This is a genomic window from Gellertiella hungarica (assembly GCF_014197145.1).
In the GTDB taxonomy this organism is placed as follows: Bacteria; Pseudomonadota; Alphaproteobacteria; order Rhizobiales; family Rhizobiaceae; genus Gellertiella; species Gellertiella hungarica.
This window is the reverse complement of the sequence record NZ_JACIEZ010000002.1, coordinates 506,691-522,745: the sequence shown is the minus strand read 5'-3', so window position 1 is coordinate 522,745 and position 16,055 is coordinate 506,691. Positions and strand designations below refer to the sequence as shown.

Annotated in this window: 14 protein-coding genes; 4 read left to right on the top strand and 10 right to left on the bottom strand. The window is 56.9% G+C overall.

Annotated features, from left to right (window positions below; genetic code table 11):
* Positions 1-150: 150 nt before the first annotated feature.
* The gene (locus GGR23_RS07060; protein ID WP_210296886.1) at positions 151-2,433 is read left to right on the top strand and encodes an SNF2-related protein; all 2,283 of its coding nucleotides are present in this window, start codon (positions 151-153) and stop codon (positions 2,431-2,433) included.
* A 177-nt stretch (positions 2,434-2,610) separates the two neighbouring features.
* Here GGR23_RS07060 and GGR23_RS07055 read toward each other — a convergent pair whose 3' ends face one another.
* Positions 2,611-3,504 (bottom strand): aldo/keto reductase, encoded by an 894-nt coding sequence (locus tag GGR23_RS07055; RefSeq protein WP_210296885.1) that lies wholly within the window; start codon positions 3,502-3,504, stop codon positions 2,611-2,613.
* A 91-nt stretch (positions 3,505-3,595) separates the two neighbouring features.
* Here GGR23_RS07055 and GGR23_RS07050 point away from each other — a divergent pair, with 91 nt between their 5' ends.
* The 3 genes from GGR23_RS07050 to GGR23_RS07040 all read left to right on the top strand — a co-directional run bounded on the left by GGR23_RS07050 (position 3,596) and on the right by GGR23_RS07040 (position 6,430).
* Complete coding sequence (locus tag GGR23_RS07050) at positions 3,596-4,645, top strand: acyltransferase family protein (RefSeq protein WP_183365459.1); 1,050 nt, start codon at positions 3,596-3,598, stop codon at positions 4,643-4,645.
* Positions 4,646-4,740: 95 nt separating this feature from the next.
* Positions 4,741-5,982, top strand: coding sequence for a peptidase T (gene pepT, locus GGR23_RS07045; protein WP_183365458.1), 1,242 nt, complete (start codon positions 4,741-4,743; stop codon positions 5,980-5,982).
* A gap of 64 nt (positions 5,983-6,046) precedes the next feature.
* Positions 6,047-6,430: a hypothetical protein gene (locus GGR23_RS07040; protein ID WP_183365457.1), complete on the top strand. Its 384-nt coding sequence runs from the start codon at positions 6,047-6,049 to the stop codon at positions 6,428-6,430.
* Positions 6,431-6,476: 46 nt separating this feature from the next.
* On the opposite strand, the gene GGR23_RS07035 is transcribed toward GGR23_RS07040, so the two are convergent.
* The 9 genes from GGR23_RS07035 to GGR23_RS06995 form a co-directional block, all read right to left on the bottom strand.
* Complete coding sequence (locus tag GGR23_RS07035) at positions 6,477-8,099, bottom strand: ABC-F family ATP-binding cassette domain-containing protein (RefSeq protein WP_183365456.1); 1,623 nt, start codon at positions 8,097-8,099, stop codon at positions 6,477-6,479.
* A 101-nt stretch (positions 8,100-8,200) separates the two neighbouring features.
* A complete protein-coding gene (locus GGR23_RS07030; RefSeq protein WP_183365455.1) occupies positions 8,201-9,148 on the bottom strand; it encodes a diacylglycerol/lipid kinase family protein in 948 nt (315 codons plus the stop codon).
* A gap of 199 nt (positions 9,149-9,347) precedes the next feature.
* Entirely contained in the window at positions 9,348-10,100 is a 753-nt protein-coding gene (locus GGR23_RS07025; RefSeq protein ID WP_183365454.1) for a hypothetical protein, read from the bottom strand.
* Between the two features lie 13 nt (positions 10,101-10,113).
* Positions 10,114-11,259 carry an N-acetyl sugar amidotransferase gene (locus GGR23_RS07020; RefSeq protein ID WP_183365453.1) on the bottom strand — a complete coding sequence of 382 codons (1,146 nt, stop codon included), beginning with the start codon at positions 11,257-11,259 and terminating at the stop codon, positions 10,114-10,116.
* A gap of 107 nt (positions 11,260-11,366) precedes the next feature.
* Complete coding sequence (locus tag GGR23_RS07015; protein WP_183365452.1) at positions 11,367-12,686, bottom strand: hypothetical protein; 1,320 nt, start codon at positions 12,684-12,686, stop codon at positions 11,367-11,369.
* A gap of 5 nt (positions 12,687-12,691) precedes the next feature.
* Positions 12,692-13,447 carry an AglZ/HisF2 family acetamidino modification protein gene (locus GGR23_RS07010; RefSeq protein WP_183365451.1) on the bottom strand — a complete coding sequence of 252 codons (756 nt, stop codon included), beginning with the start codon at positions 13,445-13,447 and terminating at the stop codon, positions 12,692-12,694.
* A complete protein-coding gene (gene hisH, locus GGR23_RS07005; RefSeq protein WP_183365450.1) occupies positions 13,447-14,058 on the bottom strand; it encodes an imidazole glycerol phosphate synthase subunit HisH in 612 nt (203 codons plus the stop codon). The genes GGR23_RS07010 and hisH overlap by 1 nt, the downstream gene beginning before the upstream one ends.
* Entirely contained in the window at positions 14,055-15,230 is a 1,176-nt protein-coding gene (locus tag GGR23_RS07000; RefSeq protein WP_183365449.1) for a lipopolysaccharide biosynthesis protein, read from the bottom strand. The genes hisH and GGR23_RS07000 overlap by 4 nt, the downstream gene beginning before the upstream one ends.
* Positions 15,231-15,479: 249 nt before the next feature.
* Positions 15,480-16,046: a sugar transferase gene (locus tag GGR23_RS06995; RefSeq protein ID WP_210296903.1), complete on the bottom strand. Its 567-nt coding sequence runs from the start codon at positions 16,044-16,046 to the stop codon at positions 15,480-15,482.
* Between the last annotated feature and the right edge of the window lie 9 nt (positions 16,047-16,055).

Here is a 16,055-nt window from a genome sequence, read left to right as displayed (position 1 = left end):
CCCAGAGGTGATGCCCATGCCCGAAAGCGGGCAACGGCTAGAGAGGAAGCAAGCCTTCTCGACGGTCCTGCCCTGCAGGCGTTCAGGAGCAGGCTTGCAGATAAAGGCTCGATCCCCGCCTATAAGACCGGCGAGCGCAGCTATCTTGTCGTGGACCGCTCAGCAGCACCCGCGCTCGACGTAATGCACCGGATGAAGTCGGCGCCCGCAGAAGCCCGTCGTGACTTCATCAGGAACCCTCGGCTCCTGATCTCTGAAGCAATCGAGGCAGACTTGCGCCGGCGCGGGCTTCTTGACGGCCTCTCGGCGGCGCAGGAGCAGGAGCTGATCGACGCCCACGCGGAACCCGTTCTGGTCGAAACGCGGGAATACTCCGAACGCGTTACGGGCAAGGTCGTCTATATGAAGCCTAATCTCGATCTGTTCGAGCCCAGCGGCACCACATGGCTTCCCGAAATTTTTGGCGAAGCGACTGCGAGAATGATCCGCGGTCTGCCCGCGGAAGACCTTGCGGTTCTGGAGCAGGATATCAGGAGCGCCATAGAGGCAAGTCGCCCGGACGTCCCGTTTGCCGGGGAGACCATCGCTGCGACGCCGGCAACCGAGCATGCCGTGCGGCGGCAACGGGAACTCATGGAGGCCGAACAGGCGGAGGCGCCAATCAATGAACGCGAACTGCCAGAGGAAGCAGAGGAAAAGCCTAAAGGGCCGGTCATCCTGGAAACAGAGGACAATTATGAGAGCCTGAAATGGAAGCTCGCGTTCAAGCCCCGCATGGCGTTTCTGCCCGCATCCGTTCCGCCTGTCATCCGAACCGCACTCAAGGAACATCAGATCGAAAGCCTGAAATGGCAAATCGAGGCCTGGCAGTCCGGTTTGCCTGGTATTCTGAACGCAGATGAGCAGGGTCTCGGTAAAACGCTTCAGACGATTGCCTTCCTGTGCTGGTTGCGAGCCAATAGCCCTGTCTCCGGACAAAAGGCTGGGCCAATCCTCGTGGTTGCACCTACGTCTCTCCTCGAAAACTGGGAGATGGAGGTGGCAAACCATGTGGGTCCGGGCGGCCTCGGCCATCTCGTTCGTCTTTATGGAAGCGCAACCGGGGCGGTGAAGAAGGCCGGGGCCCGTGGGATGGACACTGATTTCGGTGATACCCTTCTCGAACTGGGATTCCTCGAAGATGCGATCAGGCAAGGCCGTGGTCATGATTTCTGGGTCCTGACCACCTACACGACGCTGACCAACTATCAGCACTCCCTCGGCGCAATCCCGTTCAGCGCCGTCGTCTTCGACGAGATTCAGGCTCTGAAGAACCCGGTGAGCTTGAGGGCAAAGGCAGGAATGGCGGTCAAGGCGGATTTCCATATCGGCCGGACTGGTACCCCCATCGAAAACTCGACGACGGATCTCTGGGCGATCTACGAACAGTTGGTTCCGGGACGGCTGGGTACACTTCTTGATTTCCGGGCCCGGTTCAGGACGCCGGAGGCGGGAAACATGCAGGAGCTCAATCAGCTCGTATTCAGCAGGCAAAACGGACTTCCTCCCGTCGCTTTGCGCCGACTGAAGGAGGATGTCGCCCGCGACCTGCCGACGAAGACGCGCATCCTTCGGCCTCGGCTCATGCCTGACTATCAGGCCCGCACCTATGAGGATGCCCGCCTTAAGCTCACGACCGGCAGCCGCGGGAGTGCACTCAAAATGCTGCACCATATCCGGACAGTATCGGTACACCCGGCCATCACCGCGTCGGACGAAGCTCAGTCCTTTATCGAAATGTCTGCCCGGCTCTCCGCTTGTTTCGACATTCTCGAAAAGATCCGGGCAAAGAGGGAACGCGCCCTGGTGTTCATCGAGCATCTCCAGATGCAGTACCGGTTTATCGGATTGGTCAAGCAGGTATTCGGGCTGAACAGGGTCGATCTGATCAACGGCTCCACGCCCATCCACAAACGTCAGGAGATCGTCAACCGATTCCAGAATCACCTCAAGGACGATCGGGGTTTTGATCTGCTCGTCTTGGCACCCAAGGCGGCAGGCACTGGCCTAACCCTGACGGCCGCCACGCATGTTATCCACCTGTCACGATGGTGGAATCCTGCTGTTGAAGAGCAATGCAATGACCGTGTTCACCGCATAGGCCAGACAAGACCGGTAACGATCCACCTGCCCATGGCAATTCATCCCGCTTTCCAGGAGCAGTCTTTCGACTGCCTTCTCAACAGCCTCATGACGCGCAAGCGAAACCTTGCCACAACGGTGCTATGGCCCATGGGCGACACGGAAGACGACGCCGATCAACTGCAGGCCATGCTGAAGGATGACCGACGCCGTTCGACGGGCCACCCGGTCGAAGACGCAATGGCGGCAATGTTTGCGCGAGAGGGCGGCGTGTCATACGAGCGTCTGCCGGATGGCGGCTACCGGGTTTAGTTCGAAGCCGAGATAAGAGCGAGAAGGCTTGAGGCAGCGAGGTTTGCTTCGTTTAGCTACGTACAAGCGAATAGCAACTCGTATTGTATACACCTTATGGTTAAGTTGTCGACGTCTCGAGTCCTGCTTTCGACTCAGTCTAACGTTGAAACGGCGCTGTGAAAGCGTCTTATAGAGTCAGGCTGCCAGAATTCGCCGGCGAATGTCGGGGGGAAGAGGTTGTTGGGCCGCTTGGATATTCGCCAGCAGGTTATGGGGCCGCGTGGTTCCTATGATTGCTGCCGTTACATCTTTATTATCGAGAACGAACTGAAGAGCGAGATCGTGGCCGGGGCCGTTTTCCGTCAGGAACCGGTACTTTCGGCCTTTTATTATCTTGTGGCGCATATTCTTCAGTGCACGAGCAAGGTACCAGAAATCCGAAAGTGAACGAACCTTCCAGATTCGGTTTGAGTAAAGCGTCTGCGCAAGTGGTGATTTCACAAGGATACCCACGCCAACCTTCGCCGCATCTTCTGTTAGCTGCTTCTCTTCGTGCCGATGAATGACGTTGTACTCAATCATCAGGACATCAAAGCCGCCTGCCGCCAGCGCCTGCCGTCCACCTTCAACGCTCGTGGAGGTCCCAACAAGTCGGGTGCGTCCCTTTTGTTTTTGCTCGAGCAGAAAGTCCATGGCTTCATTTGTGAGCGGGTCGGGCATTCCGTGGAACTGTAGGAGATCCACGTGGTCTCGGCCGAGCAGACGGAGGCTCTGCTCAAACGATTGCGTCATCTCGGCCCGAGTGTAGCCCTTCACGTGCTTGCCATTGATTAGTCTCGTACCGACCTTCGTGGCCAGAAAGACATCATTGACACGGGAACCCAAAATCCTGCCCAATCGCGGCTCTGCGTTCGCTTGGGAATAATTGGGGCCGGTATCGAAGGCATCAATCCCGCGCTCCAGTGCGATATCGACTAGCGAGCGGGCGACGCCTTCATCGAAAAGGGGCATCCCCCAGAAGCCGCCTGCACCGAAACCGAGTGAGGAAATCGAAATTCCGCTTGCGCCAATCTGCCTTTTCGCCAACAAGTGCCTGAGCCTTCCTTTGCGTTATGTCGCTTCATATAATAATTGTAATGCGACATAACAAGCTAGGCAATCTAGAAACGGACTTTTCGTGATGCAGCATATAAAGGGATTTAATGCCCTTAGAGCCTTTTCTGTAATTCTGGTAATAGTTTCGCATGTTGGAATAGTCGAAGGCGCAACAACAGAAAGCGTGAAGCTCTTTTTCTCTGTTTTCAACGCAAATTATGGCGCCAAGACTTTCTTCGTTCTTTCTGGCTTTTTGATTACGACACTTCTCCTGCGCGAGAATGATAAAACGGGCACAATAAAAATTTTTAATTTCTTCGTAAGGCGCGCGCTACGAATATTCCCACTTTATTTTCTAGTTCTCGCCGTATGCATTGCCCTCGCAGCAGCCGGTATAGCTAAATTCAAGCCTCAAGCGTTTACTTTTTCACTTCTCTTTCTTGGCAATTACACTCCGCCCGATGCCAAACTGAACTATCTCTCCCATTTCTGGAGCTTGGCGGTTGAAGAGCAGTTTTATCTTTTCTGGCCGTTTGTGAGCTTGGCACTACTGCCTCACCGCTACTGGCTCGGTGTGGCAAGCCTGGCGATCATCGGGCTATGTTTACTGGTGCTCAACGGAATTCCCTTCGACTTCCGCGGAATGGGCGTACAGCCCAGCTGGACTATTCCGGCAATTTACCCGATCATCTGCGGCTGCTTCTACGCCTTGATCGTGGACAGGTGTTCAACGGTTTTTCGGTCGAATTTCTTCCTTGGACTTTGTATCGCGATCATCCTATTACCGCTGGCGACGGGGCCAACCGATCTGTCTGTCCAGCTGTCGCCGGTCGGAATTGGAGGTTTCATCTGCTGGGTTTTCCTGCGCCAAGAAAGCTGGCTGGCCAATGCCTTGGAATTCCGACCGCTCGCCTATCTCGGCACCATATCTTACGGACTCTATGTCTGGCAGGGAATTCTGACTGGCAACGGTACGTACCGAGAAACACCGCATTGGCCGCCAGACGTTTATCTGGGCGCCGCGTTGACCCTTCCTGCCGCAATGCTTTCGTTCCATTACTTTGAGCAGCCGATTTCCCGTCTCAGGCGTTACTTTGGCTCGACGGAGGCGGCCTACCAGTCGAGGAAGACGTAACGCATATAGGTGTCCTGCAGGCGCGTTTACCTAACCGCTCATGCAGTGCAGGATCTCGTAGCGCATCGGCTTCCCAAATATTCTGGAGTACCCCCATGAACGACACCGTCCTTTCCCGTTTCCTGCGCTATGTCGCGATCGATACGCAGTCGGATCCCTCCTCCACGTCTCAGCCGACGACGGAGAAGCAGAAGGATCTCGGGCGCCTGCTGGTTGAGGAGCTGCGTTCGATCGGCGTTGCGGATGCGCATCTCGATGAGCATGGCTATGTCTATGGCACCATTCCGGCCAATACCGGCAAGGCCCAGGTACCGGTCATCTGCTTCTGCTCCCACATGGATACGGCTCCCGATTTCTCCGGGACGGGCGTTAAGCCGCAGGTGATAGAGAACTATCGGGGCGGCGATATCGTTTTGCCGGCCGATGCCACGCGCATCATAAGGGTGGCGGAGCATCCGGAGCTCGCCAACCAGATCGGCAACGATATCGTCACCACCGACGGCACGACGCTGCTGGGGGCCGATGACAAGGCAGGCATTGCCGAAATCATGACGGCGGCGGCGGAGCTGATGGCGAATCCGCAGATACCGCACGGCACGATCAAGATCCTTTTCACGCCCGACGAAGAGGTCGGGCGTGGCGTGAACCGCGTGGACCTGCAGAAGCTCGGCGCCGATTTTGCCTATACTCTCGATGGAGAGACGGCCGGGCATATCGAGGACGAGACCTTTTCCGCCGATGGCGTCGACATCGAGATCACCGGCGTGGCCATCCATCCGGGCTTTGCCAAGGGCCGCATGGAAAACGCGATCCGCATCGCCGCTGCCATCATCGACCGGCTGCCGAAGCACATGGCACCGGAAACGACCGAAGGCCGGGAAGGCTTCCTTCACCCGACCGATCTCTCCGGCTCCATGGAGAAGGCCCATATAGGCCTGATCGTCCGGGACTTCACCGTCGAGGGGCTGAAGGAGAAGGAACGCCTCCTGGAGAAGATCGTGCGGGAGGTCATGAAAGATCATCCGGGCTCCAGCTACCGGATGAAGATCACCGAGCAGTATCGCAACATGAAGGAGGTTCTGGAGCGGAGCCCGGCGATCGTGGAAAACGCGCTCGAGGCAATCCGCCGGGCCGGAATGGAGCCGGTGCGGGGCAGCATCCGCGGCGGAACCGATGGTTCGCGACTTTCCTTCATGGGACTTCCCTGCCCCAACCTTTTTGCCGGTGGCCATGCCTTCCATTCGCCGCTCGAATGGGTGAGCCGCCAGGATATGGAAAAGGCGGTTCAAACCATCGTCGAACTCGTCCAGGTCTGGGAAGAGCAAGCCCCGGCATAGGCAGCAGCGCCTGATGCGTGATATGCTTCGCTCCGCTTCGAGATCCCTGAGGAGAGAGACCCCCGTGAAGACCCTTTGCCTTTTGGCGGCCCTTGCCGCCCTTCCCGCCGCGCCGGCCCTTGCCGATGAACTCATCGGCAGCTACCGCGCCTATATCGGCGAGGACGATCTCTACAATTCGAGTGGCGAACGCCTCAGGCAACCGTGGCAGGTGCTGCGCCAGGACCGGGCGAACTTTCACAAGTTCGGCATTGCCCAGCGGGGCGACGAGGACGACGACTTCTTTGCCAGCGCCGAAAACCGGGCAAACATGGAATACATGGTGCAGCACGGCAGCATAGCCCGCTCCGCTGCAAAGGCGCTGGTGCGCGGCGGCGTCATGGTTACCGTGGAAATCTATGGCAATGGCGACGAGGGAGACTTCGTCAACGTGACCGTGGGCAACTGAGCTCCGGCCCTCGCCATCTGTGCCGTCCCCTTCAGGCCGGGTCTGCTCAGCTGTGCAGGCCCGGTGCCTCGTGGCCGGTGCGGGCGACATATTCCGTATAGCCGCCGCCATACTGGTGCACACCCTCCGGCGTGATCTCCAGCACGCGGTTCGAAAGCGCGGCTAGGAAATGCCGGTCATGCGAGACGAACAGCATGGTTCCCTCGAAATCGGAGAGCGCCTTGATCAGCATCTCCTTGGTGTCGAGGTCGAGGTGGTTGGTCGGCTCGTCGAGCACGAGGAAATTCGGCGGATCGAACAGCATGATCGCCATGACCAGGCGCGCCTTTTCCCCGCCCGAAAGCACGCGACAGCGCTTTTCCACATCGTCGCCGGAAAAGCCGAAGCAGCCGGCAAGCGCCCGCAGAGAGCCCTGTCCGGCCTGCGGGAAGTGGTGTTCCAGCTCCTCGAAGATCGTCCTGTCACCATCGATCAGGTCCATGGCGTGCTGGGCGAAATACCCCATCTTGACGCTTGCGCCGATGGAAACGCTGCCTGAATCCGGTTCGGTCGCCCCGGCGACCAGTTTCAGCAGGGTGGACTTGCCCGCCCCGTTCACGCCCATGAGGCACCAGCGCTCCTTGCGGCGGATCATGAAATCGAAGCCGTCATAGATGACGCGCGAGCCATAGGCCTTGGCAACATTCTTCAGGCTTGCCACGTCCTCGCCCGAGCGGGGTGCCGGGCGGAATTCGAAGGCAACCGTCTGGCGGCGCTTCGGCGGCTCCACGCGCTCGATCTTCTCCAGCTTCTTCACGCGGCTCTGCACCTGGGCTGCATGGGAGGCGCGGGCCTTGAACCGCTCGATGAACTTGATCTCCTTGGCCAGCATGGCCTGCTGCCGCTCGAACTGGGCCTGCTGCTGCTTTTCCGCAAGCGCCCGCTGCTCTTCATAGAACTCGTAGTTGCCGGTATAGCTGTTCAGGCTGCCGGCATCGATTTCCAGAACCTTGTTGACGATGCGGTTCATGAATTCCCGGTCGTGGGACGTCATGAGAAGCGCGCCCTCATAGCCCTTCAGGAAGTCCTCGAGCCAGATGAGGCTTTCGAGATCCAGATGGTTGGAGGGCTCGTCGAGCAGCATCACATCGGGACGCATGAGCAGGATGCGGGCCAGAGCCACGCGCATCTTCCAGCCGCCCGAAAGCTTGCCCACATCGCCATCCATCATCTCTTCGGAAAAGGAAAGCCCTGCCAGCACCTCGCGGGCGCGCCCCTCGAGCGCATAGCCGTCCAGTTCCTCGAAGCGGGCCTGCACTTCGCCATAGCGTTCGATGATGGCATCCATCTCGTCCATGCGGTCGGGATCGCTCATGGCGGCTTCGAGCGCGCGCAACTCGGCCGCAACCTCGCTGACGGGGCCTGCGCCCTCCATCACTTCGGCCACGGCGCTCCTGCCGGACATTTCGCCCACATCCTGGTTGAAATAGCCGATCGTGACGCCCCTATCGACGGAGATCTGCCCCTCGTCGGGAAATTCCTGCCCGGTTATCATCCGGAAGATGGTGGTCTTGCCGGCCCCGTTCGGCCCGACAAGGCCGATCTTCTCGCCGCGGTTCAAGGCGGCGGACGCCTCGATGAAAAGGATGCGGTGGCTGAGCTGCTTGGAGATATTCTCGATGCGTATCATGAAAACCGGTCTCGACCTGAAGGCACGGAAGCCGGCCACGCCGGCGCTTGCGAGCGCCTCCTAGCATGCGACGAAAGCGATGTCGCCGGTTTCCTTCAGGATCAGCCGGCAGGGATCGCGGCCGGCACCTCCTGCCCTGCGGCCGGAGGCTCCGGCACCGGCACGAGTACCTTGAGCCCGCGCGGGTGCAGTTGAATATCGAGCCGCGGCGGCAATGGGAGCAATTCCCCGTCCACGGACATCTTGCGGCCGCGCGTCCTTGACAAAATCTCGATTTCCACCCGGTCACCGGATTGGGAGAGAAAGTGTTCGTTGCTGGTCCAGCGCCTCAGGAGCAGGTCGCGTGCCAGCTTCAGGTTCATCACCGGACTAAGGGGGCCGGAGGCATAAACGCCAAGCGTCCCGCCATCGATGGTATCCGCGAAGGGCAGATGACCATCGCCATAAACGTTGTTGGAGACGGCAAGGATAGAATAGGGTCGGACGCTATCCACATCACCGCCCTTCAGCCGCGCGCGAAAGCTTGGGGGCCGCAGGATCGCCCTCAGGGCCGCCTTGACGCTGGCGTTGATTTTGCCGATGCGCGAGCGGTAGGGGATGGCCTTGCGCAGCTCCACCATGCGCGGCTGGACGCCGATCGACACCTGATGCACGAATGGGTGGCCGTTGACGGTACAAATATCTGCCTCGCGCACCTCGGCGCCCGCCAGCGCTTTGGCTGCCTCGGGAAGATCGAGTGGCATGCCAAGCGAGCGGGCAAAGAGATTCATCGTCCCGGCCGGCAAGACGCCGAGGACCTTGTTCTCACGCCAGCACAGCGAAGCTGCGAGGGAAACGGTACCATCCCCACCGCCGACGATCACCGCCTCCACCTCCGGAGCGGCGGCGGCATCCTCGACCGCCTGGGCAATTTCCTTGCCCGCCACGATCTGCACGGATGCCTCGTGCCCGCGCGCCCGCAGTGCATTGCCAAGTTCTTCGGCAAGCGCCTCGATGTCGGCAGTCTTCAGCGTACCGCCATCCCGGTTCAAGACGACCCGAACCCGCATATCTCGCTCCGCTCCCTAGAGAAACCACACCGCATCCAACAGGACCCCGAATGGGCGCCAAGGCCTAAGCTGGTGCGGCAGCCCAAGCTGGGCAAGGGCAGCAGGATGAGATTTATCAGCACGGCTGCGTGGAATGCCGCCGATTACCGGACAGTATTTCTGCGAATCGCGATGCGAAACATGACGATCAAGGTGCAAATCAGCAGACCAAATATAAGCCGATCGCCGCGGACTTTATCGACCGTCCATTGCTTGGCAGGGCTTCGGCCATGGAAGGCTTCTGCCGATCCAGGATCTCTACGCGCTGTGTCTGGAAAAAACGGAAACTGCCTGCTTTAACTTTCGGATTGGCGAGAAACTGCACCGAGGCAACCAGCCGGTTGGCGAGAACGGGCTGCTCCGGATTAGCGGTGTATCCAACCGTGGTCTTCAGCAAATCTGTCGTGCCTTCCGCTATCTCTGCAGCGTCTTTCGCCTGTTCTGTTGCAGCGGCAGAGATAGCGTCCGATGCGGCTTTGAGATCGTTGGCCGTGCCACTGGGAATAGCTATCCGTATGACCCCGCTGTTTGCAGATCCGTCGAATATAAACTGAAAAGTCCTGGCCTCATTTGTAAGGGGTGCCAAAGGTGTCTTGCCGTCGTCAGTCACGTATCCGGCATAACGAAGACCCAGTTTTCCTTCCGGATCAACACGGGCGGCTAAATCCAGCACGAGAGCACCAGCCGTTCTTTGAACCGGATCATCCAAAACCTTTAGAATGAAGGGGACTCGCCCCGTCAGGGGTTCTTCCACTGCTACCAATTCCGGAACCCCAGCGCGCCCAACAAATGGCCAGAGAGCGCCGGCAACCGTCAGCACCAGCAGGGCACCAACGGCTGTCCACTTGATGCTCCAAACCTCGTAAAGAAAATCAAAGAAATCAATGCCGTCGTTCTGTTCGACGTCGTTCATGTGGTTCTCCGGATCAAGAATATACAGCGATTTGGCGGCCCAGCAGACGCCCGACAATATCTTGCCCCTTCTTGGCGATACGGTAACGATTATCCCATGTCGGGAAATCCGTATGATGCCGATTGGGCGCAGTCATGAGGGCGTTAAACTCGTCCCTCGAAATCCTAAGTTTTTTGCAGAAATATGTAATGTCCGTTTCGAGTTCGAACGGATCGTAAAGGGGCTCCTGGAGCTTACTCAAGGCCTCATCACGCGTCATCTGGCCTGACACAATAAGGCTGGATAAATGCGGAATCCGTTTATCGTAGCCAAACTTGGTAGGAAGGTAGTAATTTTGGAAGAGCTTCGTGAATAGCGATTCACCGTGCTTTCGATCGTATGGCTTATAACCGAAAGTATTCTCCATTTCTCTTATGGCATCTGCCTTCACGTATGGCATAAAATTCAGAGGACGCACTGTACGCATCTTCTTGGCAAACGGATACCAGAAGTAATAGTTAAAGAAGCTCACCGTAGGATAAGACTTCAAGGGGTGGCTTCCGTATTTGGCGTGGATCGCTTTCAGATTGATGGCATCCATGGCGCTCCCATGCCAGCTTTTCGGAAAGACTCCCTCCGTTGCCAGATTGCCGCCAGAGAAAATTGTCCGGATGCCGTTCGAGGTAGCAAAGTTATACAGGCTGGCAAAGAAAGCGTGATCTTGTGGAACATCCTGATTGGGGATGCCTGCTTTTAGATAAGCAAGATGGAGGTCGCGCATCTCCTCCCAATCGATTACATGCGTATGGAGGTCATAGCCACAGTATTTCACTACCCGCTCAATGTTGGCGACAGCAAGTTCGCTGTTCCACCCGGCATCCACGTGGACCACAAGTGGACGAAGCCCCCAGTCCTTCATCTTCATGGCCAAATAGGTACTGTCCGCGCCGCCGGACAGTCCAAGGATAGAATCGTATTCCTGCTTGCGGCCTTCTGCCTTCACTCGGTCGAGCATGGCCTGCAACTTTGGCTGGCCCTCAGGCCCGGGAAACCATTTTGTTCCCTTCAAGCTTTCAAACGAATGGCAATGATTGCAAACCCCAGCAGCGTCGAACACGATTTCCGGGTCGGTCGTGTCCATCACGCAGCGTGAACATCTTTGGTACTTCAATGCAGTCATTTTATCAGCTTCCTAGGATATTTTCCGGAGAACGGTGGAACTGATAGTTGAATCAGCCCGCTTTAACAAGCGTAGCCCCTTCCCGACGAACATCGCCCGGGGTGGCATCATGTGCCCTCACTGCTTCCGGAAAGGGTGCGTTCATCACCACCGGACCGAAGCGCCCGTGTCTCGGTTCCATAGGAAAAGAGCATTGCCAGAAAAATACATAAAGCAATACCAGATGTAACCAGCGATGTCGTCCAGACCTGCTCGGAGACCAATACCGAAAAAAGGGCAGCAAGGGCCAGAAAAGCCGGCTTCCGAGTCTTGCCATAAAAAACGTCCAGTGTCAGAAGCACCGAGACCACCCCAACAATTGTAAACAGGTATGAACCGAAACCTCCCTTGGCCAAGGCGTATATAAAGGTGTTCGTGTTTAGATTGGCATCAGGATTACCCATGTAACGATAACCCATGTGGTAAGTTAGATCTGAAAACGCACCTGCAGCACTCCAAGCATTGTTGTCGCTCCCTCTAGACAGCCAGTAATCAAGGTAGAAAGACTGAATCTGTGGCTGAAGCATGGAGATACGCCGGACTAAATAGTCAGCGATGAACAGGTTTCCGGACTGCAGATAAACCAGCAGTCCAGTGAGGTATACTCCGAGAACGGCAATCAGTAGATAAACGACCAAATTTGGCCGCAGGTTTCTGGAAGAAAGCATAAAGCCTAGAGTGCCCAGTCCAGCGAAGTTGATAGCTGGCGACTTCAGACCGATCAGGAAAAACATCAGAAGGATGAATAAAATGCAGAGGAACATGAGGCTTGCACTACGACGGTATCCGGCAATGAAACCCAGGATGGGCAAAGCGCCGTTGGTCGCCATACCCGTAAAATAGGCAGCGGTGAGGTTATCGGAGAAAGCGGCCCTTGCCGCATGGCGTCGTACGTACATCTCTTCCCAGTTGAGACTGCCACCGCCGATGGTCGTGAATGCAAGTGCCGCTCCTGTAATCAACAACAATACGAGTACAAATGGCAGGTACGCCTCCCGCCCCAGCTGGAGGGGCATTACGAACCGGCCAAGAATCCCCAAGGCGGCCCTGCGAGCTGCAACCAGAAAAAGGGCGGGTATGAACATGACGGCAAACAGCATCCATTTTCGATCGCTGGTGCCATAGTCCGTGGCCGACCATGCAACACTCAGCCAGAGGACACTGATAATGCAGTAGAAAAAGAGAAAAAAGTCCGAGGGATGCTTAATCTTGGCCGGGAAGATGCAGCCGAGGCAGCCAATCACAAAGGCATAGAAGCCCCAGAACTCAGTATCCATCTCTAGGGGACGCATGCCCTGATAGGCATAAATCGGCACCAAGCACCATTGATAAGTCAGTGCGTATACAAGGGCGATTGCCCCTAGAAGAAGGGTGTGAGCGCGAAACATGCAGTTCACGACACTGGCAATTCGTGGGGATTGTAATTTATCAAGACAGCACGGTGCTTGCCATGAAAGACAAACATGCTGCCCGCAGCAACAGCGGAGGCACCACCCTCTGACAGGGCACTTCGAAGGTGCTGGATACTCCCCGCCCCACCACATGCCACTACAGGGACGTTAACGGCATCTGCTACTCGCCGGATTAACTTCAAATCAAAACCGGCCATGGTCCCGTCTGCATCCACGTTGTTGATCAAGATTTCACCCGCACCAGCACGCACGAGTTCTCTTGCGTGCTCCTCCAGCTTAAGGGCAGTCTCAACAGTCGCCGAACGGGCTACGACCCGGTACCCCTTTAGCATACTGTGACGTACATCAATTCCACCGACGATAGCCTGACTGCCAAACGCCTGCGATGACTGCGTAATTACTCCCAAATCGCCTGAAGCGGCTGCAGAGTTGATTACCACTTTCTCTACTCCGGAGCGAATTAGTCTCCGGACTTGATCGTAGGACCTCACGCCACCGCCATAAGCCATAGGCATCAAGCACTCGCCCGCTATTTCCTCGATAAGGTCATAGTTGGGCTCTCTACCCTCTTTGGAGGCATCTATATCAAGGATTACTATTTCGTCCGCTTCCTTTTCCGAAAATATCCTCACCGCATTGACGGGATCGCCGACATAGACGGCATCCTTGAACTTCTTGGTTTTTACAAGCCCATGACCCCGTAGGAGGAGGACCGGAATAACGCGCGGCCTGAACATCAGAGTTTCCCTCCTGCAAAATTGCCGAGCAGAACCTTTCCGAAGCGGTGGCTTTTTTCCGGGTGGAACTGCACACCAGCAATGTTTCCAACCGATACACCTGCTGCGAAATCTATACCGTAATGAGCGGAGAGCAAGATCGTCGATTTGTCCGCTGGCGCAAGGTAGTAGCTGTGGACAAAGTAAAAGCGGGCATCATCCTCCAAACCCTGCACAAGGAGATTTTCCGGCTGAGGACGTGAAACCTCAGTCCAGCCCATATGAGGGACCCGCAGGCCTTCCATCTCTGGAAACCGTTTGACCTTTAGATCGAGCCAACCCAAGCCAGGCTCGATACCCTCCTCGCTTCCGCTTCCCAGCATCTGCGCGCCCACGCAAATGCCCAGTAGCGGCTTGCCTGCCTTTACCAGGTCTTCCAGCAAAGGAACCAGACCACTGGCGCGGATATTTCGCATGCACGTATCGAAATGTCCGTTACCCGGCAGAATAATTCGGTCTGCCTTCGAGATGGTTTCGGGATCTGCGGTGATTGTGCTGGCGTGACCAATTCTCCGGAGCATGTTTGCCACGGCCCCCAAGTTGCCGATGTCGTAGTCTATGATGGCGATCATGTGGTCCTGCCTGCACTGTAGCGATATGAAAGGGTAATGTAGATGGCGTAAAGGGCGGCATATCCCATCGCGTAAGCCGTTAGACTTTGATGATAGGTGTCTAAGCTCAACAGGGTAAATAGGGTCATGCCCAGGAGACAGATTTGCCAAGCCAGATCGACCGGCTGCTTTTGCGCTATATAGAAAGTGTAGCTTAGCGGACTGGCGACAAACCTCAAGGCGAAAAGGGGCAGAAGAATGACTGCCGCCCTCCCAGCTTCGGCCCAGCGCTCTCCGAAGGCAAGCACAAAGACAGCCTCGCCGAAAAACCAGAAGAAGATGGTGGCAAATGCCGAGCCGGCTGCTAAAACCAGCAGTGTTTCCAAATACGGCCCCCTGCAAGAGCCCGAGGCGCGCCAGCTCTCCGAAGCCCGGCGCTTGAATACATCGAGCACGGCGGAGCCTAAAAGCGAGATTGGCGCACCCAGCATTCTGAATGCCATTGCTACATACCCCGCGACGTCCGCGCCGAAGCGATGGGCAAGAATGGTCAGCGGCAGTTGAGCCGCCGCAGTGTTGACAGTATCAGCCGGGAGGGAAAACATGGGAAATCGGCGATAGCGCATCCAGAACTTTCTTACGCTTTGGAAGCCGTTTGGCAGCGACACCGGACGGAGTTTTCGTGCTATGAAGGCAACGCCAGTTACAACACCGATAAGATGCGCTGTGGCCAGACCGGCCGCAGACGGCGTTATCAACCCAACGATGATCTGGAGTCCGGTAATCGTGCCTGCTTGTGCGATTCGCATGGCGGAGAGCGACTTGAAGCGACCTTCGGCAGCAGCCCAAGCCTGAAATATGAGCACACATGCAGAGGCGGCCACGGCTGGGGCGTACAATAGCAGCAGCGATACAGGCAGATAGTCCACACGCGCGCGGAAAAATAGATAGAGGACTGCAGCGGGGAGACTCAGCGTCGCAAGAAGCACGAAAGTCGTGTATAAGGCGCAGGTTGCTGCCTCGGCCCTTGGAAGACCGTCTGGCTCAAGTGCGAGGGCCATCTCGAAGCGGCCTGTGACGAATACCGCGCCAATCGAAACGAGCCCGAACCACGTCATAAATGTTCCGAACTCGGCTGGGGCAAAAATACGCGCAATCAGCAAAGAACCCAGAATAGGTATCGCCTGAGCCATGGCTGTTCCGGAAAAGACGAGCGCCACTGCCCTCCAATAACTTGCGCGACCGTTCACTCACTTTTTCCTGTTCGCTTGCGCCGTCCCGGACCCGCCACTTCATGCCTGGGCGACAGTGTACTCAGATGAAGTCCCTAGACGGTTAGCCTCTTCGCCAAACCCGTTCAACAGCTGTTTCGCCGCATGGAGACAGGTCCAACGGTCCAGAGCCCTCTACCCCGACCTCTCTCAGTCCTTCGTTGCTCTGCTCTAGTGACTCACGCCGCTGCGTTGGAGAACCTTGACCCCCGTCAGAAAGAGGATCTTGAGGTCGAATAGAAGCGACTGCATTTCAAGATACTCCCGATCGAACCTGACTTTTTCCTCGACCGATAGCTCATCCCGGCCGTTTACCTGTGCCCAGCCGGTGATGCCCGGCCGCAGGGCCGACACGCCGCAGGCCGTTCTCAGGGCGATGAGATCGTCCTGATTGAACAATGCGGGTCGCGGGCCGACGAAGCTCATGTCGCCGGTAAAGACGCACCATAGCTGGGGAAGTTCATCAAGGCTGGTCGCGCGAATGAATGCGCCGATAGGCGTGAGCGCTGACCGCGGATCCTTGAGAAGGTGGGTCGCAACGGCGGGCGTACCCACGCGCATGCTCCGGAACTTGGGCATCTTGAATATGGCGTTGCCTCTTCCAATCCGGTCGGACCAGTAGAGCACGGGTCCAGGAGAGGTGAGTTTGACTGCAAGTGCCGTAAGAAGCATAGGTAATGCGGCCAGAGCAGCAATGAAACAGGCCAACAGTAAATCGGTTACTCTTTTCAATATCAGATCCAGTCC